Origin of the sequence: Nocardia pneumoniae NBRC 100136 (assembly GCF_000308755.1) — a bacterium.
GTDB classification, from domain to species: Bacteria; Actinomycetota; Actinomycetes; order Mycobacteriales; family Mycobacteriaceae; genus Nocardia; species Nocardia pneumoniae.
In genome coordinates, this window is the sequence record NZ_BAGF01000056.1 from 141,442 (window position 1) to 166,779 (window position 25,338).

General features: G+C 68.1%; 20 protein-coding genes and 2 tRNA genes. 8 read left to right on the forward strand and 14 right to left on the reverse strand.

What is annotated here, in order from left to right:
* Positions 1-55: 55 nt before the first annotated feature.
* Both ON34_RS18250 and ON34_RS18255 read left to right on the forward strand, forming a co-directional pair.
* A complete protein-coding gene (locus tag ON34_RS18250) occupies positions 56-2,227 on the forward strand; it encodes an RNA degradosome polyphosphate kinase (protein ID WP_040780738.1) in 2,172 nt (723 codons plus the stop codon).
* Entirely contained in the window at positions 2,224-3,186 is a 963-nt protein-coding gene (locus tag ON34_RS18255) for an NUDIX hydrolase (RefSeq protein WP_083889529.1), read from the forward strand. The genes ON34_RS18250 and ON34_RS18255 overlap by 4 nt, the downstream gene beginning before the upstream one ends.
* Positions 3,187-3,352: 166 nt before the next feature.
* On the opposite strand, the gene ON34_RS18260 is transcribed toward ON34_RS18255, so the two are convergent.
* The 3 genes from ON34_RS18260 to leuC all read right to left on the reverse strand — a co-directional run bounded on the left by ON34_RS18260 (position 3,353) and on the right by leuC (position 6,220).
* A complete protein-coding gene (locus ON34_RS18260) occupies positions 3,353-3,994 on the reverse strand; it encodes an HU family DNA-binding protein (protein WP_040780739.1) in 642 nt (213 codons plus the stop codon).
* 156 nt (positions 3,995-4,150) lie between these two features.
* Positions 4,151-4,759: a 3-isopropylmalate dehydratase small subunit gene (gene leuD / locus ON34_RS18265; RefSeq protein ID WP_040780740.1), complete on the reverse strand. Its 609-nt coding sequence runs from the start codon at positions 4,757-4,759 to the stop codon at positions 4,151-4,153.
* A 39-nt stretch (positions 4,760-4,798) separates the two neighbouring features.
* Positions 4,799-6,220, reverse strand: coding sequence for a 3-isopropylmalate dehydratase large subunit (gene leuC, locus ON34_RS18270; RefSeq protein ID WP_040780741.1), 1,422 nt, complete (start codon positions 6,218-6,220; stop codon positions 4,799-4,801).
* 155 nt (positions 6,221-6,375) lie between these two features.
* On the opposite strand from leuC, the gene ON34_RS18275 reads away from it, so the two are divergent.
* The 3 genes from ON34_RS18275 to ON34_RS18285 all read left to right on the forward strand — a co-directional run bounded on the left by ON34_RS18275 (position 6,376) and on the right by ON34_RS18285 (position 8,079).
* Positions 6,376-7,077, forward strand: a complete 702-nt coding sequence (locus ON34_RS18275) for an IclR family transcriptional regulator (protein ID WP_040780743.1) — start codon at positions 6,376-6,378, stop codon at positions 7,075-7,077.
* A 33-nt stretch (positions 7,078-7,110) separates the two neighbouring features.
* Positions 7,111-7,611, forward strand: a complete 501-nt coding sequence (locus ON34_RS18280; RefSeq protein ID WP_040780745.1) for a PPOX class F420-dependent oxidoreductase — start codon at positions 7,111-7,113, stop codon at positions 7,609-7,611.
* 288 nt (positions 7,612-7,899) lie between these two features.
* Positions 7,900-8,079 carry a DUF5302 domain-containing protein gene (locus tag ON34_RS18285; RefSeq protein ID WP_040780829.1) on the forward strand — a complete coding sequence of 60 codons (180 nt, stop codon included), beginning with the start codon at positions 7,900-7,902 and terminating at the stop codon, positions 8,077-8,079.
* A gap of 1,129 nt (positions 8,080-9,208) precedes the next feature.
* Here ON34_RS18285 and ON34_RS18290 read toward each other — a convergent pair.
* The 4 genes from ON34_RS18290 to ON34_RS18305 form a co-directional block, all read right to left on the reverse strand.
* Positions 9,209-9,281 (reverse strand) — tRNA-Glu (locus ON34_RS18290).
* Positions 9,282-9,428: 147 nt separating this feature from the next.
* Positions 9,429-9,500, reverse strand: a tRNA-Gln gene (locus ON34_RS18295).
* 169 nt (positions 9,501-9,669) lie between these two features.
* Positions 9,670-11,154 (reverse strand): glutamate--tRNA ligase, encoded by a 1,485-nt coding sequence (gene gltX / locus ON34_RS18300; protein WP_040780746.1) that lies wholly within the window; start codon positions 11,152-11,154, stop codon positions 9,670-9,672.
* A gap of 13 nt (positions 11,155-11,167) precedes the next feature.
* Complete coding sequence (locus ON34_RS18305) at positions 11,168-11,968, reverse strand: fumarylacetoacetate hydrolase family protein (protein WP_040780748.1); 801 nt, start codon at positions 11,966-11,968, stop codon at positions 11,168-11,170.
* A gap of 206 nt (positions 11,969-12,174) precedes the next feature.
* Between ON34_RS18305 and ON34_RS18310 the strand changes: the two genes are divergently transcribed.
* Positions 12,175-13,356, forward strand: a complete 1,182-nt coding sequence (locus ON34_RS18310; protein ID WP_040780749.1) for an MFS transporter — start codon at positions 12,175-12,177, stop codon at positions 13,354-13,356.
* A gap of 163 nt (positions 13,357-13,519) precedes the next feature.
* Here ON34_RS18310 and ON34_RS18315 read toward each other — a convergent pair whose 3' ends face one another.
* Complete coding sequence (locus tag ON34_RS18315; RefSeq protein ID WP_040780751.1) at positions 13,520-14,527, reverse strand: 3-isopropylmalate dehydrogenase; 1,008 nt, start codon at positions 14,525-14,527, stop codon at positions 13,520-13,522.
* 291 nt (positions 14,528-14,818) lie between these two features.
* Complete coding sequence (gene serA / locus ON34_RS18320) at positions 14,819-16,417, reverse strand: phosphoglycerate dehydrogenase (protein WP_040780753.1); 1,599 nt, start codon at positions 16,415-16,417, stop codon at positions 14,819-14,821.
* Between the two features lie 145 nt (positions 16,418-16,562).
* Between serA and ON34_RS18325 the strand changes: the two genes are divergently transcribed.
* Complete coding sequence (locus ON34_RS18325) at positions 16,563-17,117, forward strand: TetR/AcrR family transcriptional regulator (RefSeq protein WP_040780754.1); 555 nt, start codon at positions 16,563-16,565, stop codon at positions 17,115-17,117.
* Between the two features lie 69 nt (positions 17,118-17,186).
* Positions 17,187-18,896, forward strand: a complete 1,710-nt coding sequence (locus ON34_RS18330; RefSeq protein WP_040780755.1) for an alpha/beta fold hydrolase — start codon at positions 17,187-17,189, stop codon at positions 18,894-18,896.
* A 1,132-nt stretch (positions 18,897-20,028) separates the two neighbouring features.
* On the opposite strand, the gene ON34_RS18335 is transcribed toward ON34_RS18330, so the two are convergent.
* The 5 genes from ON34_RS18335 to ON34_RS18355 form a co-directional block, all read right to left on the reverse strand.
* Positions 20,029-20,232: a cold-shock protein gene (locus ON34_RS18335; protein ID WP_014987157.1), complete on the reverse strand. Its 204-nt coding sequence runs from the start codon at positions 20,230-20,232 to the stop codon at positions 20,029-20,031.
* Between the two features lie 455 nt (positions 20,233-20,687).
* The gene (iolD, locus tag ON34_RS18340; protein WP_040780757.1) at positions 20,688-22,529 is read right to left on the reverse strand and encodes a 3D-(3,5/4)-trihydroxycyclohexane-1,2-dione acylhydrolase (decyclizing); all 1,842 of its coding nucleotides are present in this window, start codon (positions 22,527-22,529) and stop codon (positions 20,688-20,690) included.
* Between the two features lie 44 nt (positions 22,530-22,573).
* Positions 22,574-23,512: a 5-dehydro-2-deoxygluconokinase gene (iolC, locus tag ON34_RS18345; protein WP_040780758.1), complete on the reverse strand. Its 939-nt coding sequence runs from the start codon at positions 23,510-23,512 to the stop codon at positions 22,574-22,576.
* Entirely contained in the window at positions 23,509-24,291 is a 783-nt protein-coding gene (locus ON34_RS18350) for an ATP-binding cassette domain-containing protein (RefSeq protein ID WP_040780760.1), read from the reverse strand. Before ON34_RS18350 ends, iolC begins: the two co-directional genes overlap by 4 nt.
* Positions 24,288-25,337, reverse strand: a complete 1,050-nt coding sequence (locus ON34_RS18355) for an ABC transporter permease (protein WP_040780762.1) — start codon at positions 25,335-25,337, stop codon at positions 24,288-24,290. The genes ON34_RS18350 and ON34_RS18355 overlap by 4 nt, the downstream gene beginning before the upstream one ends.
* Position 25,338 lies beyond the last annotated feature (1 nt).

Here is a 25,338-nt window from a genome sequence, read left to right on the forward strand (position 1 = left end):
CGTGAGACGTACGTCAATCCCGGCTCGGGGCTGCACACCCGCTCTTCGGTAGGGGATGATCGTTGACGTGAGCGATACGGAAACCGTCAAGCAGCAGCCGTTGCTTCCCACCCCACCCCCGGCGGCGACACCCCTGTCCGCCGACTCGGCGGCGCCACGGTTGCCACGTGATCGCTATCTGAATCGCGAATTGAGCTGGCTGGACTTCAACGCCCGGGTGCTCGCCCTCGCCGAGGACGCCTCGCTTCCGTTGCTGGAACGCGCGAAGTTCCTCGCGATCTTCGCCTCCAACCTCGACGAGTTCTACATGGTGCGGGTGGCGGGCCTGAAACGGCGCGCCGAGACCGGTCTGCTGGTGCGCTCGGCCGACGGCCGCTCCCCCGGCGAGCAACTGGAGTTGATCGCCGCGCGCACCCAGGAGATCGCGGTGCGGCATGCCCGCGTCTTCCTCGACAGCGTGCTGCCCGCGCTCACCGCCGAGGGCATCGCGATCATCGACTGGAGCGACCTGGACGACGACGAACGCCAGCGCCTGTCGGGGTACTTCCAGGATCAGGTCTTCCCGGTCCTCACGCCGCTCGCGGTGGACCCGGCGCATCCGTTCCCCTACATCAGCGGGCTGAGTCTCAATCTGGCCGTGACGGTGAAGGATTCCACCACCGGCGGCGAGCATTTCGCGCGCGTCAAGGTGCCCGACAACGTCGACCGGTTCGTCCGCGTTCGCCGCACCGAATCCGGGTCGCCGATCGCGGCATTCCTGCCGATGGAGGCGCTCATCGCCGCGCACCTGGACCTGCTGTTCCCCGGCATGGACGTGGTCGAGCACCACTCGTTCCGGATCACCCGCAACGCCGATTTCGAAGTCGACGAGGACCGCGACGAGGACCTGCTCCAAGCGCTGGAACGCGAACTGGCCCGGCGCCGGTTCGGTTCGCCGGTGCGGTTGGAGGTCTCCGACGACATGACCGAGCACATGCTCGATCTGCTCCTGCGGGAGCTGGACGTCCATCCCGATGACGTCGTCCAGGTGCCGGGCCTGCTCGATCTGTCCTGCCTCTGGCAGGTGTACGGCGTGGACCGGCCGAATCTGAAGGACACCCCGTACGTCCCCGCGACGCCGCCCGCGTTCGGCGAGCGCGAGACACCGCGCAACGTGTTCGCGGCGCTGCGCGAGGGCGACGTGCTGGTGCATCACCCGTTCGACTCGTTCTCCACCAGCGTGCAGCGGTTCATCGAACAGGCCGCCGCCGACCCTCAGGTGCTCGCGATCAAGCAGACGCTCTACCGCACCTCCGGCGACTCCCCGATCGTCAACGCGCTCATCGACGCCGCCGAGGCGGGCAAGCAGGTCGTCGCCCTGGTGGAGATCAAGGCGCGGTTCGACGAGCAGGCCAACATCAAGTGGGCGCGCGCGCTGGAGCAGGCGGGCGTGCACGTCGTGTACGGCCTGATCGGTCTCAAGACGCACTGCAAGACCTGTCTGGTGGTGCGCCGGGAGGGCGCGACCATCCGCCGCTACTGCCATATCGGGACCGGCAACTACAACCCGAAGACCGCGCGCCTCTACGAGGACGTCGGATTACTCACCGCCGCACCGGAAATCGGCGCCGATCTGACCGACCTGTTCAATTCGCTGACCGGTTACTCGCGAAAAGAGAACTACCGCAACCTGCTTGTCGCCCCGCACAGCGTCCGCTCCGGCATCATCGAGCGCATCCAGCGCGAAACCGAGCTGGCATCCCAGGGCCATGACTCCCGAATCCGGATGAAGGCCAACGCGATCGTCGACGAAGAGGTCATCGACGCGCTGTATCGAGCCTCGCAGGCGGGGGTGCCGGTGCGGATCGTGGTGCGCGGGATCTGCGGCCTGCGCCCCGGCGTGCCGGAGATGAGCGAGAACATCGAGGTCCGCTCGATCCTGGGCCGGTTCCTGGAGCACTCCCGCATCATGCACTTCCAGGCGCAGGACGAGTACTGGATCGGCAGCGCCGACATGATGCACCGCAACCTCGACCGCAGGGTCGAGGTGATGGCGCAGGTGAAGGACCCGCGACTGACCGAGCAACTCGGTGAGGTGTTCGACTCGGCGCTGTCACCGACGACGCGCTGCTGGGTGCTGCAACCCGATGGCACCTGGCGTGCCTCGCCTGGGGTATCCGGGAATGGCGACAAGATCAGAGATCATCAGGAGTTCTTGATGCGGCTGCGGAGACCCGAACAGCAGTGAGCGCGGAAATCGGATTCGAACAGGAGGGGGGCCCGTTCTGGGATCCCCGCGTCACCGCCAACATCCACGCCGCGGGAGCGGTGCTGTGGCGACTATCAGGGCAGGGAGCGGTGGAGATCGCGGTGGTCCACCGCCCCAAGTACGGGGACTGGTCCCTGCCCAAGGGAAAGCTGGACCCCGGCGAGACCCCGGTGCTGGCCGCCGTCCGTGAGGTCCGCGAGGAAACCGGGCTGGAGAGCAGACTCGGCCGCTATCTCGGCCACGTGACCTACCCGATCCCCGGCCATCGCAAGCTGAAACGAGTGGACTACTGGGCCGCCGAACTGGTGGGCGGCGAGTTCGCGGCCAATTCCGAGGTGGACGTGCTCAGCTGGTACCCGCTCGACCGCGTGATGGACCAGCTGTCGTACCCGATGGACCGCCAGGTGGTGCGCGCCTTCACCCGCCTGCCCGCGCGCACCAGCACCCTGCTGCTGGTGCGGCACGCGAAAGCGGGCCGCAGGGATCGCTTCACCGGGCCCGACGAGCAGCGCCCGCTCGAGCGCGAAGGCAAGGAGCAGGCCCAGGCACTGGTGCCGAATCTCTTGGCGTTCAAGGCATCCGAGATCTATTCGGCCGATCCGGTGCGGTGCGTGCAGACGGTGGCGCCGCTGGCTGAGCGGCTCGACGCCGAAATCGCCGTCGAGCCATTGTTTTCCGAGGAGGGCTATGCCGCCGACCCGGACAAGGCCCGCGAGCGTTTTCGAAACCTGGTGTCCGACACAGCGGTTCGCGTCGTGTGCAGTCAGGGAAAGGTGATCCCGGACCTGCTGGGGTGGCTGGCCGAACGAGACGGCGTCGCCCTGCCGTCGGCGCGCAACCGCAAGGGCAGCGTGTGGGTGCTGTCGTTCGTCGGGCAGCGCTTGGTGGCCGCCGACCATCTGGATCGATCGCTGTCGGCCTACGTCGTGAAGGACTGACGACTCGACGGCCCCCGGCCGGCGAGCACCCGTCTATCGCCGACGGCTAGTGCTACGAACATCCGAAAACGGCCCCGGGTGTTTCCCGGGGCCGTCTCGACGTTGAGGCGAATGGGCCCAGTCTTCGGGGCCGCGCATTCGGCGCCGATCCGGCGGTGGCTCGGGATCAGCGGGCGCGAGCCGGGGCCTTCTTGGCCGCGGTCTTCTTCGCAGGTGCCTTTTTGGCGACGGTCTTCTTGGCGGCGGTGGTCTTCTTGGCCGCCGTGGCCTTGGTGGCCGTCTTCTTGGCCGGAGCCTTTTTCGCGACCGCGGTCTTCTTCGCGGGCGCCTTCTTGGCCGCGGTCTTGCGAGCGGTGGTCTTCGCCGGAGCCTTGGCCGCGGCCTTGCGCGCCGTGGTCTTGGCGGGCGCCTTGGTGGGGGTCGCCTTCTTCGCGGTGGTCTTCTTGGCCGCCGTCTTCTTCGCCGCCTTCTTCGCGGCCACCGGCGCACCGACACCGCGTTTGACGGCAGGGCCGGTCGCCGCCAGCTTCTGCTTACCCGCGATCACCGCCTTGAACTGAGCGCCAGGACGAAACGCGGGCACCGATGTGGGCTTCACCTTCACGGTTTCGCCGGTGCGCGGGTTCCTGGCGACTCGAGCCGCACGCTTGCGCTGTTCGAACACACCGAATCCGGTGATTGTGACGCTCTGACCCTTGTGCACCGCGCGCACGATGGTGTCGACCACATGCTCGACTGCCGCGGTGGCCGTGCGCCTGTCCGTACCCAACTTTTCGGTCAGAACGTCGATCAGTTCCGCCTTGTTCATTGAATCCTCCGCAGACTAATGGCCCGTCGTCGGACCGACTAGGTACCACGGTAAACCCACTTTGGGCAAGAGTCTATGTGCCACGCCAAAATTCATGTGGTTTAGCACACGTCCAGCTACCGCAACTCCGGCCACCCAGCTAACCGCCGAGGGTGATTACGTCTGCGAAATATGTGCCGGGAGGGTGGTGGGTTTCCATGTTGGCCTTGCCTTTTCGAAGCGGGAGATGGCGTCTTCCTGCCGCAGAGTGAGCCCGATGTCGTCCAAACCCTCCAGCAGACGCCACCTGGTGTAGTCATCAATATCGAACGGCAACACGACGGTTCCAGCCGCCACAGTGCGCGCCCCGAGGTCCACAACCAATTCCAAGCCGGGCTGTTCCTCGAGCAACTTCCAGAGCATTTCGACATCGTTCTGTGACATCTGAGCGGCCACCAGCCCGCCCTTACCCGCATTGCCGCGGAAGATGTCGGCGAACCGGGACGAGATGACCACCCGAAAGCCGTAGTCAGACAGCGCCCAAACGGCGTGCTCACGCGAGGACCCGGTACCGAAATCCGGACCCGCCACCAGCACACTACCCCTGTTGTATGGCTCGATGTTGAGAATGAAGTCCGGATCGGTGCGCCATGCGGCGAACAACCCGTCCTCGAATCCCGTACGAGTCACCCGCTTCAGGTAGACGGCGGGGATGATCTGATCGGTATCGACATTGGAGCGGCGCAGCGGCACCCCGACGCCCTTGTGCACGGTGAAGGCTTCCATAACGAATCTCCTGGGTTTGATTGAGGGAATCGGGGCCGGTCAGTCCAGATCCGCAGGCGAGGACAGGGTTCCGCGGACCGCCGTCGCGGCCGCTACGAGCGGAGAAACCAGGTGCGTACGGCCGCCTTTGCCCTGCCTTCCTTCGAAGTTGCGGTTCGAGGTGGAGGCACAACGCTGGCCCGGCGCCAGCTGGTCCGGATTCATTCCCAGGCACATTGAGCAGCCCGCTTGCCGCCATTCGGCGCCCGCCGCGGTGAAAATCTCGCCGAGTCCTTCTTTTTCCGCCTGCGCGCGAACCCGCATCGACCCCGGTACAACCAGCATTCGCACGCCGTCGGCGACATGACGTCCCTTCAAAATCCCGGCCACCGCACGCAAATCCTCAATGCGTCCGTTGGTGCATGAACCGACGAATACGGTGTCGATCGGCACTTCCCGAAGTGGAGTACCCGGCTCCAAGTCCATGTAACGCAGTGCTTTCTCCGCGGCCTCGCGGGCCACCTCGTCGGCGATCGCGGCCGGGTCGGGCACCGCCTCGCCCAGCGGGGCGCCCTGGCCAGGATTGGTGCCCCAGGTGACGAACGGGGTCAGCGTGGCGGCGTCGATGTGCACCTCGGCGTCGAAAACCGCGTCCTCGTCCGTCTTCAGCGCCTCCCAGGCGGCCACCGCGGCGTCCCAATCGGCGCCCTGCGGGGCGTGCGGGCGTCCTTTGAGGAATTCGTAGGTCGTCTCGTCCGGGGCGATCATGCCCGCTCGAGCGCCCGCCTCGATGGACATGTTGCAGATCGTCATTCGGGCCTCCATGGACATGGCCCGGATGGCCTCGCCCCGGTACTCCAGGACGTACCCCTGGCCGCCGCCGGTGCCGATCTTCGCGATGACGGCCAGGATCAGGTCCTTGCTCGTCACGCCGGGGGGCATGGCGCCGTCCACGGTGATCGCCATCGTCTTGAACGGGCGCAGCGAGAGGGTCTGGGTGGCAAGCACATGCTCGACCTCCGAGGTGCCGATGCCCATCGCCAGCGCGCCGAACGCGCCGTGCGTCGAGGTGTGGCTGTCGCCGCAGACCACCGTCATCCCCGGCTGGGTCAGGCCCAGCTGCGGGCCGACCACGTGCACGATGCCCTGGTCCAGGTCGCCCATGGGATGCAGCCGCACACCGAATTCCGCGCAGTTGCGCCGCAGTGTCTCCACCTGGGTGCGCGAAATCGGGTCGGCGATCGGCTTGTCGATATCGATCGTCGGCACGTTGTGGTCCTCGGTCGCGATCGTGAGATCCGGCCGCCGCACTCGCCGGCCCGCGGCGCGCAGTCCGTCGAAGGCCTGCGGGCTGGTCACCTCGTGGACCAGATGCAGGTCGATGTAGATCAGGTCTGGCTCGCGCGAGGCACCCTCGCCCGCCCCCCGTGCGACGACATGCTGGTCCCATACCTTCTCGGCCAGCGTGCGCGGTTCGGCCATGGTCGATCACCTTTCGGACGAAGCAGCCGTTCCGCGATCTGGACTTCGACGCGGCGACGGTTGCACAAGTTGGGATAGCTACGCCTGGTCGGAACGCTGATGACCGGAATCCGCGTTGGTGGATTTCTCAGCATCCGAGACGCTAGTATCGTTCTATGAGACAGCATAGCGGCATCGGCGTCCTCGACAAAGCAGTGGCGGTCCTGTACGCCGTAGCCGAGCATCCCTCCGGTCTCAACGAGCTGTGCGCCCGCACCGGCCTGCCCCGCGCCACCGCGCACCGCCTCGCCGTAGGATTGGAGGTGCATCGCCTGCTCGCCCGCGACAGCAACGGGACCTGGCGCCCGGGACCCGCCCTCGCCGAGCTCGCGACCAGCGCCAATGACCCGCTGCTCGAGGCCGCGTCGGCCATTCTGCCCCGCCTGCGCGAGATCACCGGCGAAAGCGTCCAGCTGTACTGCCGCGACGGCAACGCGCGCGTGTGCGTGGCGGCGCTGGAACCCCCCGTCGGCCTGCGCGACACCGTTCCGGTCGGAGCGCGGCTTCCGCTCACCGCGGGCTCGGCGGCCAAAGTCTTGCTGGCGTGGGCCGACCCGGAGCTCCAGCGCACCATCCTGGCCGACGCGGTATTCGGCGAGCGCGCCTTGGCCGAGGTGCGCAAGCGCGGCTGGGCGCAAAGCGCCGCCGAGCGCGCGGCCGGTGTGGCAAGCGTTTCCGCGCCGGTGCGCGACGCAGGCGGCACCGTGGTCGCGGCGGTGTCGGTGTCGGGCCCGATCGATCGGATGGGCCGCAGGCCGGGCGCGCGCTGGGCGGCGGATCTGGTCGCGGCCGCCGAGGCTTTGCACAAGCGCCTGTAACGCGTTTCAGTCCGGACTCTCTAGAGTTGTCCCATGGGAGTCAACCAACGGGCACAGATCGTGATGTCCGACACCGAGATCACCGAGTTCCTCCAGCGCAGCCGGATCGCGACGCTGGCGACCATCGGTCCGACGGGCACGCCGCACCTGACCGCGATGTGGTACGCGCTCATCGATGGCGAGATCTGGTTCGAGACGAAGGCCAAGTCGCAGAAGGCGGTGAACCTGCGGCGCGATCCGCGGGTCTCCTGCCTGGTCGAGGCAGGTGACACCTACGACCAACTGCGTGGTCTGTCGATCGAAGGCCGGGCCGAGATAGTCGAGGACGCCGAGAAACTCTTCGCCGTCGGGATGAGCGTCTGGGAGCGCTACACCGGCCCCTACAGCGAGGACGTGCGCCCGATGGTGGAGTCCATGCTGAACAAACGGGTCGCCGTTCGCGTCGTGCCCGAGCGCACCCGCAGCTGGGATCACCGCAAGCTCGGCCTTCCGCGCATGCCGCTCGGCGGGACCACCGCGCACGCGCTGGACTGAACAAAACACGCCCGGGCAGCGCGACGCGCCCGAAATCCAACTGACACAACCACCTCGCACGGGATAGGCGTACCTCCGCCTTCGCTCCGGCCATGCGCGTTTTGCGTACTCCGCCTTCGCTCCGGCCATGCGCGTTTTGCGTACTCCGCCTTCGCTCCGGCCATGCGCAGACTTAGGACGGACTACGTCCGACAGCGTCCGTGTATTTTCGAGGTGTTCGACATGAATCGGCCGGGCATCGCCGCCCGCGAGGGCACGCCGCCCGGCCGCGACGACGAGGAGCAGCCGATGGCGGATTCGGGTAAGTCCAATGGCGCCGACGAGGTGAAGCGCAAGTTCCGGGAGGCACTCGAGCGCAAGAACCAGCAGAACGCCCGCGCGGCCGACCACCTCGACGGACGGTCCAAGGCTTCCGCGGCCCACGCCGCGGCCGCCCACAAGCGGGAATTCCGGCGCAAGAGCGGCTAGTCCGCGACCACCGCGAAGGCCCTCCAGCAAGATCGCTGGAGGGCCTTTCGTTTCGCTCCGGGCACCCCAACCGAAGCGAACAACCCCTACCGACCAGCCGAACCTCCCCTTGCCCCGGCCGAGCCGAACTCCCAGACGGCCGAATCATCGCCCAGGCGGCACGACCGCCCCCACGAACAAGACCCCACCCGCTCTCCCACGCCCGCCCGCTCTCCCACGCCCAACCGAGCCGAACCCCCAAGCGGCACACGATCCACTCCGCACGCCACCCCGATATGCCCACCGGCCAGCGCAAACCCGCCCCGGATGCCGGGAGCCGAGCCGACACCATGCCTCTGGAACCGAAGCTCGAGCCAGCGTCGGGCAACAGAAGCCGCCCCATAACCCCTGCCACAACCCCCGGCACCGGAACCTGAGAGCGACGCCTGAGCCAGCGTTTCGGGAGCAGAAGTCGCGCACAGAGCCCGGCAAAACCCCGCGCCCCGACCGTGAGAGCGAGGCCCGAGATCCGGGAACGAACTCGCACAAGCGACACCCGATCGGAGCCGTCCAACGGGGCTCCGGAGGCGGAGTTTTCCAGCCAGGACCTCCGGGCTGAAGCTCCCCGGGCAGAGGTACGGAGCCGAAGCTCTCGAACAAGGATGTCCGTAGACAAAGCCCTCCGGGCAGCTGGGGAGGCTCCGTGGGTGGCTCCAGAGGCGAAGCCTTCCAACAGGGATGCCCAGAGGCCAACCCCTCCAGCCAGGACCAAGGGGGAGCCTCCACGCGTAGAGGCCCAGAGAACGAAGCCTTCCAACAGAGATGTCCGGAGACAAACCCCTCCAGTCAGGACCCAGGGGGCCAAGCTCCCCGGGCACTGGGTCCAGAGGCGAAGCCTTCCAACAGAGATGTCCGGAGACAAACCCCTCCAGTGAGTACCCAGGGGGCGAAGCTCCCCGGGACGGAGGCGAAGCCCTCCAACAAGGGGGTCTGGGGGCGAAGCCCCCAGCCGGGTCCCCGGGGCGAAGCCCCCCCGGGGTGGGGGTCCGGGGGCGAAGCCCTCCGGGCGGGGTGTGGGGGTTGCACCCCCACAAAACATAGCGAAACAAGAAAGGCCCACACCCTTGTGGGCATGGGCCTTCCACTCGTGTAGCCCCGACGGGATTCGAACCCGCGCTACCGCCTTGAGAGGGCGGCGTCCTAGGCCGCTAGACGACGGGGCCAGGACTGCTTCTCACTGTCGTGAGGAGCGCCGTGGTGATCTTTCGATCAGGAGGCTCGGCTAGCTTAACCGGCCGAAGCCCGGCGACCAAATCGCCGGATGCTGTCTTGATTTCGGCCGCGAACCGAAGATCGAACAACACTCTCCGCTGGGGTACCAGGACTCGAACCTAGAATGGCTGAACCAGAATCAGCTGTGTTGCCAATTACACCATACCCCAATGACCAGGTCGTTCAGCCTCGCGTCTGGGTGACTCGAGACCGTGTTCCGGGCCGAGAAGAAGAGTACCAAACGGCTACCGGTTTACTACAAATCGCCTGGTCAAAGCCACATTCTAGGCGCTACGCGGCCCGGCGCGGCCGGAGGACGACTCCGTCCGGCCGCGCTTTTCAGGACGCAGCGTCGCCCGGCGCGGTCCAGGTCAGCGCCGAGCGCAGCCGGTCCAGGGCGACCTCCCGGCCGAGCAGTTCCAACGACTCGTACAGCGGCGGGCTGATATGCGATCCGGTCACCGCGACCCGCACCGGCGCGAAGGCTTTGCGCGGTTTCAGCCCCAGATCTTCGATGAGCGCCTTTTTCAGCGCCTCTTCGAGCGCCTCGGTCGTCCACTCCGGCAACGGCGTCACCGCGGCAATAGCGGCTTGCAATACCTCGGTGGCGTCGGGCCCGAGATTCTTGGCGCCCGCCGCGGGGTCGATCGCGAACTCGTCCGCGGGTGCGAACAAGAAACGCAACAGTTCCCAGGCGTCGGCCAACACGACGATCCTGGTCTGCACGAGCGCGGCCGCGGCGGAGAACACCTTCTCGTCGATTTCCGCGCCGATATGGCCGTGTTCGGTCAGATACTCCCGGAGCCGATGGGCGAAATCGCCCGGCTCCAGCAATCGGATGTGCTCGGCATTGAGCGCGTCCGCCTTCTTCTGGTCGAAACGGGCCGGATTCGAATTTACTTTCGAAATATCGAAGGCTTCGACCATCTCCGTCATCGTGAACACGTCGCGGTCCTCGGACAGGCCCCAGCCGAGTAGCGCGAGATAATTCAGCAAACCCTCGGGAATGAACCCGCGGTCGCGGTGGGCGAACAGATTCGACTCCGGATCACGCTTGGACAACTTCTTGTTTCCCTGCCCCATGACGAAGGGCAGATGACCGAACTCCGGCGTGAAATCGGTGACCCCGATCCGGCGCAGTGCGGCATACAGCGCGAGCTGCCGCGGGGTGGAGGAGAGCAGGTCCTCGCCGCGCAGCACGTGGGTGATCCGCATCAGCGCGTCGTCGACCGGGTTGACCAGGGTGTACAGCGGGTCGCCGGTGCCGCGGGTGAGCGCGAAGTCCGGGACGGAGCCCGCCTTGAACGTGGTTTCGCCGCGCACGAGATCGTGCCAGGACAGGTCCTCGTCGGGCATTCGCAGCCGGACCACGGCGGCGCGGCCTTCGGCTCGGTAGGCCTCGATTTGCTCGGGCGTCAGGTCGCGGTCGTAGTTGTCGTAACCGAGCTTCGGGTCGCGTCCAGCAGCCCGGTGACGAGCCTCGACTTCCTCTGGCGTGGAGAACGATTCATATGCCTCCCCGGCCTCCAGCAAACGCCGGACCACGTCCAGATGCAGATCTTTTCGCTGCGACTGGCGATACGGTTCATACGGCCCGCCGACCTCCGGGCCCTCGTCCCAGGTGAGGCCGAGCCAGCGCAGCGCGTCGATAATCGCCCGGTAGGACTCCTCGGAATCGCGAGCGGCATCGGTGTCTTCGATACGAAAGACGAATGTGCCACCGTGATGGCGGGCGTAGGCCCAGTTGAACAGCGCTGTCCGGATCAGGCCGACGTGCGGTGTTCCGGTCGGCGACGGGCAGAATCGGACCCGTACTTCAGTCATGGCTCTCTTTCGATCAGCGTTTGGCGGCAACGGGATTGGTGAGCGTTCCGATCCCATCGACGGTCACCGACACCTGCTGACCCTCCTTCATCGGGCCGACGCCCTCGGGGGTTCCGGTGAGGATCACGTCACCGGGCAGCAGTGTCATCACGGTGGTGACCCACTCGATGAGCTTCGGAATGTCGTGCAGCAGAAGCGAAGTGCGGCTGCGTTGGCGCACCTCGCCGTCGAGCTCGGTGACGATCTCCAGATCCGAAGGGTCGATGGCGGTTTCGATCCACGGACCGAGCGGGCAGAACGTGTCGTAACCCTTCGCCCTGGTCCACTGGCCGTCGTGGCGCTGCTGGTCACGGGCGGTCACGTCGTTGGCGACGGTGTAGCCGAGGACGACGTCCAGCGCGCGGGCGGCGGGCACGTCCTTGCACGGGCGGCCGATGACGATGGCGAGTTCGCCTTCATAGTCGACCTGAGAAGCGCTGGGCGGCAGGATGATCGGGGCGTTCGGCCCGACGATGGCGGTGTTCGGCTTGAGGAAGATCACCGGGTCTTCCGGTGCGGGGCCGCCCATTTCGGCGGCGTGGGCGGCGTAGTTCTTGCCGACGCAGACCACCTTGCTGGCCAGGATCGGGGCGAGCAACCGCACGTCGGCCAGCGGCCAGCTGCGGCCGGTGAACGTCGGTGTGCCGAACGGGTGTTCCGCGATCTCCTTGGCGATCGCCGATCCCGCCGCACTCTGGCCCGCACTGTCGCTCACGTCGCCTTCGATGCTGACGAAGGCGACTCCATCGGGACTGGCAACTCGACCTAGACGCATGCCGGGCAGTCTATCGACCCGCCGCCACCTGCCCGAACGCGCCCGACCGAGTGGTACGGAATTTTCCGGCCCGCGTCGGCGATCGCGCTGTGAGCAGTACGACAGCCGCAGCCGTCGATGCGCGCCGCCCGGCGGGTGTACGGTGAGCAGCGAAGTTCACAGAGTGGGAATACAATCCCAAATATTGAGATATTGAGGTGAGGCCGATGGCGACCGAGATCCAGATCGACGAGGTTCGGCGCTGGTCCATGCTCGGTCTCGGCGTCTTCGCCCAAGCATCCAGCGCGGTCTTCATCCACGGTGTCCCGTTCCTGCTGCCCGCGCTGACCGACCGCGGCATGCCGCTGGCCACCGCTGGCCTGCTGGTGGCGATGCCGACCGTCGGACTGGTGTGCACCCTCATCGCGTGGGGTTACGTGGTGGACCGGATCGGCGAGCGCAAGGTGCTGGTCGGCGGACCGCTGCTGATGCTGGTGGCGGGATGCGCCGCGGCGGCGGCCACCGACCACCTCGCCCTGGGCGCGCTGCTGTTTCTCGGCGGCGTCGGGGCGGCCAGTACCAACGGCGCCAGCGGGCGAGTGATCGTCGGCTGGTTCCCGCCGCACCGGCGGGGACTGGCGATGGGGATCCGGCAGACCGCGCAGCCGCTCGGCGTCGGCGTCGGCGCGTTGGCGATTCCCGCGGCGGCCGCTGCCTACGGCGTGCCCACGGCCATTCTGGTTCCCGCGCTGATGGCGGGCCTGGCGGCCCTCGGCTGCCTGACGGGCATCGTCGACCCGCCGCGCCCAGCGCGCTCCACCGCCGATCCGGCCTTGCGCGCCAACCCTTATCGCGATGACGCCACCCTCTGGCGCATCCACTTGGTCTCGGTGCTGCTCGTCGTCCCGCAGGGCACCGTGTGGACGTTCGCGCTGCTGTGGCTGCACCGCGATGTCGGCTGGTCGCTGGCCGCCGCGGGCGCACTGGTCACGTTCACGCAGTTGCTCGGCGCACTGGGCCGCATCGGCGCGGGCGCGTGGTCGGATCGCGTCGGCAGCCGGATGGGGCCGCTGCGCGCGGTCGCCATCGCCGCCGTGCTTTCGATGGCGGGCTTGGCTCTGACCTCCTGGACCCACTGGTGGTGGGCCGCCATCCCGCTGCTGATCGCCGCGTCCGTGATCACCGTCTCCGACAACGGACTGGCCTTCACGGCGGTAGCCGAAATCGCGGGCCCGTACTGGAGCGGCCGCGGCCTCGGCATCCAGAACACCGGCCAGAACCTGGCCATGGCCGCGATCCCGCCCGTGTCCGGGGCCCTCATCACCGCAAGCGGCTTCTCCGCCGCCTTCCTGCTCGCCGCCGTCGCGGCGGTAGCCGCCGTCCCCCTGGTACCCACCGACCCCGAATAAGCCTCTCCGGCAACCTCTCCCGCCGCCGAGCGAATACCAGGGTCGGTGCTGCCACGCCATCTGCGGCGCCGAGGAGATGGGCAGCGCGGGGCCATCTCACAGAGCCCGTACAAGCGAAGGCCCCGCCCCTGATCCGGGGGCGGGACCTTCGGGTACGTCGGTGTCAGACGGCGGCGGCGATACGGTTGCCGATCTCCACGGTCGACGCGCCGCCGGAGCGAGACGCGAGGTCCTTGGCGACCGCCGACTCGATGCGGGCGGCGGCCTCGGCATCGCCGAGGTGCTCGAGCAGCAGCGCGACCGAGAGGATCGCGGCGGTGGGGTCGGCCTTGGACTGGCCCGCGATGTCGGGGGCGCTGCCGTGCACCGGCTCGAACATGCTCGGGTTCGTCCCGGAGGCGTCGATATTGCCGCTGGCGGCCAGGCCGATGCCGCCGCTCACGGCGGCGGCCAGGTCGGTGATGATGTCGCCGAAGAGGTTGTCGGTGACGATCACGTCGAACCGGCCCGGATCGTTCACCAGGTGGATGGTCGCGGCGTCGATGTGCTGGTAAGCCGTTGTGACATCGGGGAACTCGGCGGCGACCTCGTCCACGGTGCGCTGCCAGAGCGAGCCGGCGAAGGTGAGCACGTTGGTCTTGTGCACCAGCGTGAGGTGCTTGCGCCGGGCCTGCGCCTTGGCGAAGGCGTACCGCACCACGCGCTCGATGCCGAACCGGGTGTTGGTGCTGACCTCGGTCGCGACCTCGTGCGGGGTGTCGACGCGGATCGCGCCGCCGGTGCCGGTGTAGGGGCCCTCGGTGCCTTCGCGGACCACCACGAAGTCGATGTCGGGGTTGCCCGCCAGCGGGCTGGTCACGCCGGGGAACAGTTTGGACGGCCGCAGGTTCACGTGGTGGTCCAGCGCGAACCGGGTGCGCAGCAGCAGTCCGCGTTCGAGCACGCCGCTGGGCACCGACGGATCGCCGATCGCGCCGAGCAGGATCGCGTCGTGCTGCTTCAGCTCGGGCAGCACCGAGTCCGGCAGGATCTCGCCGGTCGCGTGGTAGCGCCGCGCGCCCAGATCGTATTCGGTCTTCTCGACACCGGGGGCGACCACGTCGAGCACCTTGAGCGCCTCGGCGATGACCTCGGGCCCGATCCCGTCACCCGGGATGACAGCAAGCTTCATGACAAATGCTCCGTTCGATGTTTGCCGGTCGAGGCCGCCACGATGCGCGGCCCGTGGTTCGACCGTCGGGGTGAGCACGACATGCCGACCGGTGACCGCAGCACCGTCACGGTACTCGGCGCGGCCGGACAGTCGAGAACTGGGCGGCGGACACGGGGCGACCCGCGCGGACACGTGAGCGGACCGGCCGGGCCGGACCCGGACCTCGGGAAGACCGACGAGCGACGCCGCGCACGAATACTTCGCACGCGGCGTCGGTCCTGCACTACGCGGGCATGACCCGCGATCCGATCAGAACAGGTCGACCAAGACGATCTTGCCCGCGCCGACCGACTCGGCGATCGCGGCCTGCACGTCGCCGGGCACCTCGCGGGCGACCCGCAGCACGACGGTGGCGCCTTCCTTGTCCACGTCCTGGGTCAGCTGCGCGGCCAGGATGTCGATTCCGGCCTCGCCGAGCTTGGTGCCGATCTTGCCCAGCGCGCCCGGCTTGTCCTCGTAGTTGAGGATGGCCAGGTTCAGGCCCTCGGCGCGCATGTCGTAGTTGCGGCCGTTGATGTTGACGATCTTCTCCACCAGCTGCGGCTCGGTCAGCGTGCCCGCCACGTTCAGGGTGGAGCCGTCGCCGAAGACGGCGCGCAGGTCGACCACGCTGCGGTGGCTCGGGCTCTCCGACGCCGTGGCGACCTGGGTGCTGATCCCGCGGTCCTTGGCCAGCGCCGGTGCGTTGACGAAGGTGACCTGGTCCTCGACGTGCGCGGAGAAGATGCCGCGCAGCGCGGACAGCTCCAGCACGCCGACCTCCTGCGCGGCCAGCTCGCCCCGCACCTGGACCTCGACGCTGACGGGCAGCTCGTTGGACAGCGCGCCGAGCAGGGCGCCCTGCTTGCGCACGATGTCCAGCCACGGCGCGACCTCTTCGCTGACGGTGCCGCCGGTGACGTTCACCGCGCCGGGCACGAATTCCCCGGCCAGGGCCAGCAGCACCGACTTGGCGACGTCGGTGCCCGCGCGGTCCTGGGCTTCGGCGGTGGAGGCGCCGAGGTGCGGGGTCACGACGACCTGCGGCAGATCGAACAGCGGGCTGTCGGTGCAGGGCTCGGTCTCGAAGACGTCCAGGCCTGCGGCGCGCACGTGACCGGACTTGATCGCCTCGGCCAGCGCGGCCTCGTCGACCAGGCCGCCGCGGGCGGCGTTGACGATGATCACGCCCGGCTTGGTCTTGGCGATGGCCTCCTTACCGATGATGCCCTTGGTCTCGGGGGTCTTCGGCAGGTGGATGGAGATCAGGTCGGCGCGCTCGAGCAGTTCGTCGAGGCTCAGCAGCTCGATGCCCAGCTGCGCGGCGCGCGCGGGCGACACGTACGGGTCGTAGGCGACGACCTTGGTCTCGAAGGCGGCCAGGCGCGCGGCGAAGAGCTGACCGATGCGGCCGAGGCCGACCACGCCGACGGTCTTGCCGAAGATCTCCACACCGTTGAACTTGCTGCGCTGCCAGGTGTGCTCGCGCAGGGTGGCGTCGGCGGCGGGGATCTGGCGCGCGGCGGCCAGCAGCAGGGTGACCGCGTGCTCGGCGGCGGTGTGGATGTTCGAGGTGGGCGCGTTCACGACCATGACGCCGCGCTCGGTGGCGGCGGGCACGTCGACGTTGTCCAGGCCGACGCCGGCGCGGGCGACGATCTTCAGGTTCTTCCCGGCTTCCAGGACCTCGGCGTCGACCGTGGTCGCCGAGCGCACCAGCAGCGCGTCGGCTTCGGGCACCGCGGCCAGCAGGGCCGGGCGGTCGGGACCGTCGACCCACCGAACCTCGACACCGTCACCGAGCGCATCGACGGTCGACTGGGCGAGCTTGTCGGCGATCAGAACTACAGGACGGCCTGCTTGGCTCACGTGGGTTACTCCTGGGGAATGGGGTCGGCAATTACCGTCGACCAGCTTAGTGCGCGCGGTTTCGGTCGCTCCTACCACCTGGTAGGCGGCCGTCCTCAGTCGCGCGGCTGGCAAAAATATGCAGACCGGTCTACAGTCACAGAGCATGGGCGCGAAAGGCACCGAGACACGCGGCAAACTGGTCGACGCGACGCGGGCGCTGGTCGAGCGGCACGGCTACTACGGCGCGGGCCTCAACCAGATCCTGGCGGCCAGCGGAGCGCCGCGCGGCTCGCTGTACTTCCACTTCCCCGGCGGCAAGGACGAATTGGTCGCGGAGGCGATCGCCCAGGCGGGCAAGGACATCGCGACGCTCATCGACACCATCGAGCCCGGCGACACCGCCGCGGCGGCGACCAGACTGCTGAAAGCGTTCGGCGACCGCCTGGAGGCGTCCGGCTGGCAGCAGGGCTGCCCGGTCGCCACGGTCGCCCTGGACGTGGCGGCCGCGAACGACCCGATCCAAGCCGAGTGCGCCGCCGCCTACGCGGCGTGGCAGGAGGCGCTGCGCATCCGCCTGCGGGCCGACGGCCGCGACGACGCCGACGACCTGGCCGCCGCGGTGCTCGCGATGGTCGAGGGTGCGTTGCTGCTGGCCCGCGCGCAACGCAGCCGCGAACCTCTGGACCGGGTGGAGCGCACCCTGCACCACCTGATCTGAACCGACCAGCCCCACCGACCCTTTCGCAGGTCCACAAAATATGTAGACCGGTCTAGTAAGGAGCATCTCATGTCCGACAGCATCGTGTTCGGCGCCGCCGGGTTCCTCGGCCGCAACGCGGTCGCCCGCTTGCTCGCGCAGGGACATTCCGTCGCCGCCGCCTTGCGTCCCGGTAGCGAGGAGCGGCTCACCGCCTGGTTGCGCAGACGCGGGGTCCAGGCGAGCAGGCTGGAGATCATCGCGTGCGATGTCACCGCGCCGGACCTCGGCCTGCCCGAAGACTTCGACCCGTCCGGCATCCGCGACGTGTACAACTGCGCGGCCCGTTTCGCGTTCGGACTCGCGCCCGAGGACGCGTACGCGGTCAATGTCACCGGGGCGCTGCGCGTGCTCGACTGGGCGGCAGCCCTCCCGGACCTGCGGCGCGTCGTGCACATCACCGGATACCGGATCACCGTCGAGGAATCCCAGGAACAGCATTACGAGAACGGCGCGTACGGGGCGTCCAAGTTCGAGTCGGATCCGCTGCTGCGGCGGCGCGCGGCCGACCTCGGCGTCGCGCTGACCATCGCGAACCCGAGCAGCGTGATCGGCCCCGGCCAATACATTGGATTGGCGAACGTGGTGCAGGATCTGTGGAATGGCAAGCTCGCGGCGATTCCCGGCGGCGCGCAGACCTTCGTGCCGATCGTCGACCTGGACTACTTCACCGATTTCCTGATCAGCCTGCCCGCTCTCCCCGATACCGCGGGCCGGTCCTACACCGTGCTCGACGATCGAACCCCGGTGCTGCCGAAGCTGATTCGGCTGCTGGCCCGCCACCTGGGGGTCCGGGCACCACGGTTCTCGATTCCGGCTGGCGTGATCTCGAAGCTTCCCCGCGGGTTGACCGGCGCCGATCCGGAGACGATGACCTTCATCGCCGACGACCGCTACGACACCTCCGCGGCGGACGAGGTCGCGCGACGCGCCGGGCTCACCATGCCTTCCACCGAGGCGACCATTCTGGCGTGGGCGGACCATCTGGTGGCCAGCCGGTTCGGCGCGGTGGCGGACGATCCGACCGCCGGATTCGACCACGGCGTCTGGGTGAGCGGGGAACGCGAACGTCCGGCTTACGTGTTGGTGCACGGCCTTCCGCTGGACGGCGAGTCCTGGAACACGGTGCGCGCCGAGTTGGATGGATCGAGTCTCGCCATCGACCTCCCCGGACTCGGACGTTCAGCGCCCGGCGACATCGATGCGGCTCTGCCTCGATTGCTCTCCTCGGTACACACCCGGCCGGTGCTGGTCGGCCATTCGCTCGGCTGCGGACCGGTGCTGCGCTACGCGGCCGAGCATCCGGAGCGGATCTCCGGTGTGGTCCTCGTGGCGCCCGCGTTCTTGCAACCGCGGGCCGGGATGCTGCTGCGCTCGCCGCTGATGACGGTAGCGCTGAAACGAATCTCGGCCGCCGCCTTGGCGAAACGGCTCGGTGTGCCCGAAAGCGCGGCGATCCCGAGCGCCGCGGCGAATCTGCGCAGACCCGGCGTCGCCGCGCGAACCGTCGGCGCGCTGCGCCGGGCGAGCTCCTCCGCGCGACGCGAGGAGTTGCGGGCATTGCTCGACCGGGTCGAGGTGCCGGTGCGAATCGTCACCGGTTCAGCGGATCCGATCACCATCCCGACATCGCGGGAGGCGATCTCGATCGAGGGCACCGGGCACTACCCGCAGCTGACCCATCCCGAGCGGCTTGCGGCCGAGCTCGTCCGGATGTCCACCGTCGGCGCTCGCCACTGATCTCGCCTGTCGCCGTCCGGGGCCGAGTTCGGTCCGGGGCCGAGTTCGCAGGCACTTCAGGATCTATCTCTGCGCGCCGCCGCAGGGTGGGCCTCGGATAGCGGCAAGCCCCCGCACCAGCCCGGTGCGGGGGCCCGCTCGATCACGCCGTCAGTGGGCGCGAGAACCGGTCGATCTCCTCGACCGTCACGTCGGTCAGCGGCCGCCGAAGGAACCCGTCCACAGAGTGTCGACGAGACCGTGCAGCGCGGCGCCGAGCGTGTTGAAAAGACCGTTCACGGCAGCACTACCGGTGTCGATGATAACGGGGATCATGGAAATACCTCTTCCTCGAAACATTATCCAGTCGAACTGGCTGACACATGGCACATCGAAGGCCGGACGGCGGCGGTTACGGAATTCGAATAATTAGTGATGCAGAGCACGATATGCACCGATCGTGACTCACACCACTCACAACCATAGCTCTCACGTGCACTTTTAGTCATTTGACCAGGTCACGATGCTGTTTCGGCGCATCTAATTTTCCAAACTAAGGACTTCATGAGAAAGCTCTGAGAAATAGATCTACGGAAACTCGGGCCAGCCGCGACAGACGAGCGACAATAGAGCCTCCGAATAACTGCCGATCCGCGCCGTTGCCCCGAGTCCAGAAATAACGGAGCCATATCAGCGCCGATATCCGAGGCCGGAGCCGGATTCGCGCTTCGGGTGACAGGACGAAGTCGATGGTGACCCGCGCCACATCATCATCGGGGCGCCCGCGCCCTAGGGGTGCTGTTGAGGAGCGTGTCGCCAGGTACAAGATCTTGGCGACCGCGATGCTGCGGACGACGAGTAGCGCGCATTCCCATCGACGGGGGCCACAGGCGAGCTTGCCCGCCCATACACCGCCTGTGGCGCGACCGGGAACACCGTGTCGCGCACCAGCGCATCACCGTCGCCTCCGCGACCTCGAACAGCTCGAACTGACCGCGCCCGGATCCGACTGGATCGCGACGCACACCGTCGGACCGTCCTCGACCTGCTCGCTGCGCTGCGGGACTGGAGCGATCCGCACGCAAAAGCCCTCTGAAAAGCCGAAAGGCCCCGCACCCTTTCGGTGCGGAGCCTTTCGGAAGCTTGGTCGCGATCAGAGAACGCGGACGTCCTGAGCCTGCGGGCCCTTCTGTCCCTGGCCGATCTCGAATTCCACGCGCTGACCCTCATCGAGGGACCGGAAACCCGAGCCGCTCACAGCCGAGTAGTGCACAAAGACGTCGGGTCCTCCGCCGTCCTGCGCGATGAAGCCGAAGCCCTTCTCGCTGTTGAACCACTTCACAATGCCTTGAGCCATTTCATACTTTCTGTAGACGAGCCAGGTGTGTTCATCGATATGTCCCGGTCTCGTAGATCAACGATGCCATGATCCGACGAATTACTCACGCTCGGTCCCACCAACTGTGAGCTAACGCTCACCACCGGCTTCGCTTGCGCTCGGCCGGGCGCGGACCGCGTCTTCACCTCCCACGCTCGGTTGGGCCCCGATCCGCACGGCCTCGCCGCGACAGCCATACGGGTGCCCGCACTTCCAGTCGGATGGGCTCGCCGTCGTTCCTCGACGAGCACACCCCGATCGCATGGGTCACCGCGCCCGGCACCATGAACATTTCCTTGGCCTACGCGGCTCGGCACCGGTGATCTGGTTACCAGTTTCGTTGTGCCCCAACGATTTACAGCCTACAGCACGCAGACTCCGACAGTTCAGCGTACGTCGGCCTACTGCCGGGCGCACCGTTCGTTAAGTTCTGTTCACGGTCGCAGATAGCGCAGCTGACGCGGTTTGGTCTCGTCGTAGTCGGTCCGCCCCGGCAGGTGCTCCGGCACGCCGACCTCCCACCAGGCGCCCGCATCGGTCCACGCCGACGGCTGTGTCCGCACCACCACCACGGCCGGACGGGATTCGGCAACGGCGGCGGCACGCGCCCGCGCGTAGGCGTGGCGGAACTCGTCGAGGTCGTCAGCCGTGCAGACGTGACAGCCAAGGGCCGCCGCATGACCGGCGAAGTCGACGCGGGGTGGATCCTCCTGGGTGGTAAGGCAATTCGCGTAGAAGTTGTTGAACGGGGCGCCGCCTTGGCCTTCTTGCAGGCGGGCGATCACGGCGTAGCCGTCGTTGTCGCAGACCACCGCGACGAACGGGTGCCCGGCGAAGGCGGCCGAGAACAACTCCGAATTCAGCATCAGATAGGAGCCGTCCCCGAGCAGCGTCGTGACCACGCCATCGGTATGCGCCATGGCCGCGCCCCACGCCCCGGCGAGCTCGTAGCCCATGCAGGAGAAGCCGTACTCCACGTCCATGGTGGGTGCGCCGCCCGTCGCGCGCCAGCCGCCCACGAGTTCGCCGGGTAAGCCACCCGAGGCCGTCATCACGTAGTCGCTCGGCCCGCTCAGGTCGTTCACCGCGCCGACGACCTGGGCGTAGCTCGGCATGCCCGCAGTCGGCGCGCGCAGCTTGTCGATGTGCGCGTCCCACGTGCCGCGCAACGCCGCCGCTCGCGCCGTCCACTCCGCATCGATCCGCCACTCCCCCGGCTGGTCGGCCAGTTCCCGCACGGTGGCGTCGGCGTCACCGACCACCGCGAGGGCGCCGTGCTTGACGGCGTCGAACCGCGCCACGTTGATCGTCACCAGGCGAACGTCCGGCGCGAAGACGGTCCAGGACGCGGTGGTGAAGTCCTGCAATCGGGTCCCGACCGCAAGGACCAGGTCGGCTTCGGCCGCCATCGCGTTCGCCGACGCCGAGCCGGTGATGCCCAACGGCCCCGCGTACAGCGGATGGTCGTGCGGAACCAGCGTACGGCCCGCGGTGGTCTCCACGACCGGAATGCCATGGCGCTCGGCGAAATCCAGCACGGTGCGCCCTGCGCCCGAATAGCGGACGCCGCCGCCGAGCACCAGCAGCGGGCGACGCGCGGCGTGCAGCGCGGCAGCAGCGTCGACGAGGGCACGCTGATCGGGTCGAGGCCGCGCCACGCGGTGCACGACCGGCGCGAAGAGCACGTCGGGGAAGTCGTAGTCCTCGGCTTGGACGTCCTGCGGGAGCGCGAGGACGACCGGACCGGCGTCGGCCGGGTCGGTGAGCACCCGCACGACTTGCGGCAGGGTGGCGATCAGCTGTTCCGGGCGGGTGATGCGGTCGAAATACCGGCTCACCGCGCGGAACGCGTCGTTCACCGTGACGGTGGCGTCACCGAAGTGCTCGACCTGCTGCAGGACCGGGTCCGGGGCGCGACCGGTGAACGTGTCACCCGGAAGCAGCAGCAGCGGAAGGCGATTCGCGTGTGCGACACCTGCCGCCGTCACCATGTTCAGCGCGCCGGGACCGATCGACGAGGTGGCGACACCCACCTGACGCCGGTTCGTGGCCTTGGCATAGCCGACGGACGCGAGCGCCATCCCCTCTTCGGTGTGCCCGCGCCAGACCGGGAGTTCGTCGCGCCGTTCGTGCAGCGCGGTACCGAGTCCGAGCACATTGCCGTGCCCGAAGATCCCGAACACGGCGGGGAACAGCGGCACCTCGCGGCCGTCGAGCGTTTCGGAGCGCTGGGCGACCAACCAGGCCACCAGCGCCTGCGCCGCGGTCAGTTTCATCCGATCCGTCCTTCGTGAGTGGTGAACTGGCAGCCGGGCCGGGCTCAACCGCACAGCAATTCCTCGATTTCCGCGGCGGTGGGCATCGCGTCGGCGCAGGCGAGACGTGCGGCCACCAGTGCGCCCGCCGCGTTGGCGTAGGTGGCGATGCGCCGCGGATCCCAGTCCGCGAGCAGACCGTGGATCAGCGCGCCGCCGAATCCGTCGCCCGCGCCGAGCCCGCACACCACCTCCACCCGGCAGGGCGGCACGGTCCAGCGCTCGGCGTCGGTGGCGACCAGCACGCCGTCGGCGCCCTGTTTGATCACCGCGAGGCGCACGCCACGGGCGAGCAAACGGTCGGCCGCCGCGTCCGGGTCCGCGGTGCCGACCGCCACCTCGACCTCGGTGCGATTGCCGACCACCACGTTCACGTGGTCGAGCATCCAGCCGATCTCCGCCCGCGCGGTGTCGGCGTCGGGCCAGAACATCGGCCGATAATCCAGGTCGAGCACGGTGTGCCCGCGTCGCGCGCGCCGCAACAGGATCTCGCGCTGGGTGCCGCGGCCCGGCTCGGCGCTCACGCCGGTGCCCGTGACCCACAGCAGTGGCACGGAATCGACCAGGTCCCAGGGCACTTCGTCGGGCGTGATGGTGAGATCCGGCGCGATCGGCGCTCGGTAGAACAGCAGCGGCGGATCGGCGGGTGGCGTGAGCTCGCAGAACACCACGGGGGTCAGCAGGTGCGGCGCGGTCGCCACGTAACGCGAGGAGACGCCGAAATCCTCCAGCGCGGTCCGCACGAAATCGCCGAAGCCGTCGGGTCCCACCTTGGTGAGCACCGCCGACCGTCGGCCCAGCCGGGCGGCGGCCACCGCGACGTTGGTCGCGGTGCCGCCGAGGAACTTCGCGAAGCTGCGCACCTGCGCCAAGGCGACGCCGCTCTGTTCCGGATAGAGGTCCACCCCGACCCGGCCGATGGTCAGCGCCTCCAGTTCGGTCACGAGTCCACCACCCGCCGCAGTTCGTGCTGCAAGGCGTCCAGTTCCGCCCCGCCCGCCATCTGGCGGGTCAATTCGGGCAGGTCGATCTCGGATTTCTCGTACGAACCGAGCATCGCGCCCCGCTTCAGCAACAGGAACCGGTCGCCGACCGGATAGGCGTGGTGCGGGTTGTGCGTGATGAGCACTACGCCGAGTCCGCGTTCGCGCGCCTGCACAACGTACTTCAGCACCACACCGGCCTGTTTCACCCCCAGCGCGGCGGTCGGCTCGTCGAGGATCAGCACCTTCGCCCCGTAGTGCACGGCGCGCGCGATGGCGATGCATTGCCGCTGACCGCCGGACAGCGTGCCCACCGGCTGCTCCAGGTCGCGGATGTCGATTCCCATGTCCGCCAGTGCGGTTCGTGCGATCTCGTGCCCCTTCTTGCGGTCCAGCAGCCGGAAGGGCCCGTATCCGACGGTGGGTTCGGAGCCGAGTACGAAGTTGCGCCACACGCTCATCAGCGGCACCACCGCGAGATCCTGATACACCGTGGCGACGCCGCGATCCAGTGCCTCCCGAGGCGAGGAGAACCGGACCGTGTCACCCTCGACGCGCAGTTCGCCGCGGTCGTGCTGGTGCACCCCGGCCAGGATCTTGATCAGCGTCGACTTGCCCGCGCCGTTGTCGCCGAGCACGCAGGTCACCTCGCCCGCGTTCACCATGGTGGACACCTCGCGCAACGCGACCACGCCGCCGTAACTCTTGCCGAGGTCGCTGGCCTCGATGAGGGGAGTCATCGGCGCACCCTTTCGGCTCGTTTCTGGAATCTGTTGTTGACCAGCACCGCCGCCAGCAGCAGCGCACCGAGGAACAGCATGAACCAGTCGCTGTCCCAGCGCGCGAACACGATGCCTTGGCGCGCCATACCGAAGATCAGCGCGCCGATCGCGGCGCCGACCGCCGAACCGAAGCCGCCGGTCAGCAGGCACCCGCCCACCACCGCGGCGATGATGTAGTGCAGTTCCAGACCGACGCCCTGATTGGCCTGCACGCTCGCGAACCGGAGGATGTTGCAGGAACCGACCACCCAGGCCGCGAACGCGGTGCCCATGAACAGCAGGATCTTGGTGCGGTCGGCGGGCACGCCGACCGCGCGGGCGCTCGGCAGCGCGCCGCCCACCGCGAAGACCCAGTTACCGAACCTCGTGCGCACCAGGATGATCGCGGCGAGGGCGGTCAACACGACCCACCACACCACCGACGCCTGGATACGCGCATCACCGATGTCGAGCGTCGAGGCGAACACCCAGCCCGCCGACTGATAACCGTCCGCACTCCGCACACCCGACACCTGCACCGTGCCGGTGACCAGCCGCGTCACGCCGAGATTCAAGCCCTGCAACGCGAGGAACGTGCCCAGCGTGACGATGAAGCTGGGCAGTCCGGTGCGCATCACCACCCAGCCGTTGAACGCGCCGACCACCAGCGCCAACACCAGCGAGGCCAGCAGCGCGAACCACACGTTCCACCCGGCGTGCACCGCCAGCAACGCGGTGACCAGCGCGGTGGATGCGGTCATCACGCCCGCCGACAGGTCGAACTCGCCGCCGATCATCAGCAGCGCCACGGACACCGCCATGATGCCGAGCGTGGAGGCGTCGTCCAGCCAGGTCGCCACGCCGAGCGGGCTCAGGAATCGGTCGGTGATGATCGAGAAGAACACGAACACCAGCAGCGCGCCCAGCGCCGCGCCGATCTCCGGCCGCACGGCCAAGCGCTGGAGTGGCGTGAGACCCGGCGATCGTTCCCGCGTGGTGTCGGTTGTTTTTGTGGCAATGGTCATT

What these genes read in the sequence shown, in the direction of transcription:
- ON34_RS18250 (WP_040780738.1), top strand. Translation starts at nt 56, where the DNA reads ATGATCGTTGACGTGAGCGATACGGAAACCGTCAAGCAGCAGCCGTTG.
- ON34_RS18260 (WP_040780739.1), bottom strand. Translation starts at nt 3,994, where the DNA reads ATGAACAAGGCGGAACTGATCGACGTTCTGACCGAAAAGTTGGGTACG.
- leuD (WP_040780740.1), bottom strand. Translation starts at nt 4,759, where the DNA reads ATGGAAGCCTTCACCGTGCACAAGGGCGTCGGGGTGCCGCTGCGCCGC.
- leuC (WP_040780741.1), bottom strand. Translation starts at nt 6,220, where the DNA reads ATGGCCGAACCGCGCACGCTGGCCGAGAAGGTATGGGACCAGCATGTC.
- ON34_RS18275 (WP_040780743.1), top strand. Translation starts at nt 6,376, where the DNA reads ATGAGACAGCATAGCGGCATCGGCGTCCTCGACAAAGCAGTGGCGGTC.
- ON34_RS18280 (WP_040780745.1), top strand. Translation starts at nt 7,111, where the DNA reads ATGGGAGTCAACCAACGGGCACAGATCGTGATGTCCGACACCGAGATC.
- ON34_RS18285 (WP_040780829.1), top strand. Translation starts at nt 7,900, where the DNA reads ATGGCGGATTCGGGTAAGTCCAATGGCGCCGACGAGGTGAAGCGCAAG.
- gltX (WP_040780746.1), bottom strand. Translation starts at nt 11,154, where the DNA reads ATGACTGAAGTACGGGTCCGATTCTGCCCGTCGCCGACCGGAACACCG.
- ON34_RS18305 (WP_040780748.1), bottom strand. Translation starts at nt 11,968, where the DNA reads ATGCGTCTAGGTCGAGTTGCCAGTCCCGATGGAGTCGCCTTCGTCAGC.
- ON34_RS18310 (WP_040780749.1), top strand. Translation starts at nt 12,175, where the DNA reads ATGGCGACCGAGATCCAGATCGACGAGGTTCGGCGCTGGTCCATGCTC.
- ON34_RS18315 (WP_040780751.1), bottom strand. Translation starts at nt 14,527, where the DNA reads ATGAAGCTTGCTGTCATCCCGGGTGACGGGATCGGGCCCGAGGTCATC.
- ON34_RS18325 (WP_040780754.1), top strand. Translation starts at nt 16,563, where the DNA reads ATGGGCGCGAAAGGCACCGAGACACGCGGCAAACTGGTCGACGCGACG.
- ON34_RS18330 (WP_040780755.1), top strand. Translation starts at nt 17,187, where the DNA reads ATGTCCGACAGCATCGTGTTCGGCGCCGCCGGGTTCCTCGGCCGCAAC.
- ON34_RS18335 (WP_014987157.1), bottom strand. Translation starts at nt 20,232, where the DNA reads ATGGCTCAAGGCATTGTGAAGTGGTTCAACAGCGAGAAGGGCTTCGGC.
- iolD (WP_040780757.1), bottom strand. Translation starts at nt 22,529, where the DNA reads ATGAAACTGACCGCGGCGCAGGCGCTGGTGGCCTGGTTGGTCGCCCAG.
- ON34_RS18350 (WP_040780760.1), bottom strand. Translation starts at nt 24,291, where the DNA reads ATGACTCCCCTCATCGAGGCCAGCGACCTCGGCAAGAGTTACGGCGGC.
- ON34_RS18355 (WP_040780762.1), bottom strand. Translation starts at nt 25,337, where the DNA reads ATGACCATTGCCACAAAAACAACCGACACCACGCGGGAACGATCGCCG.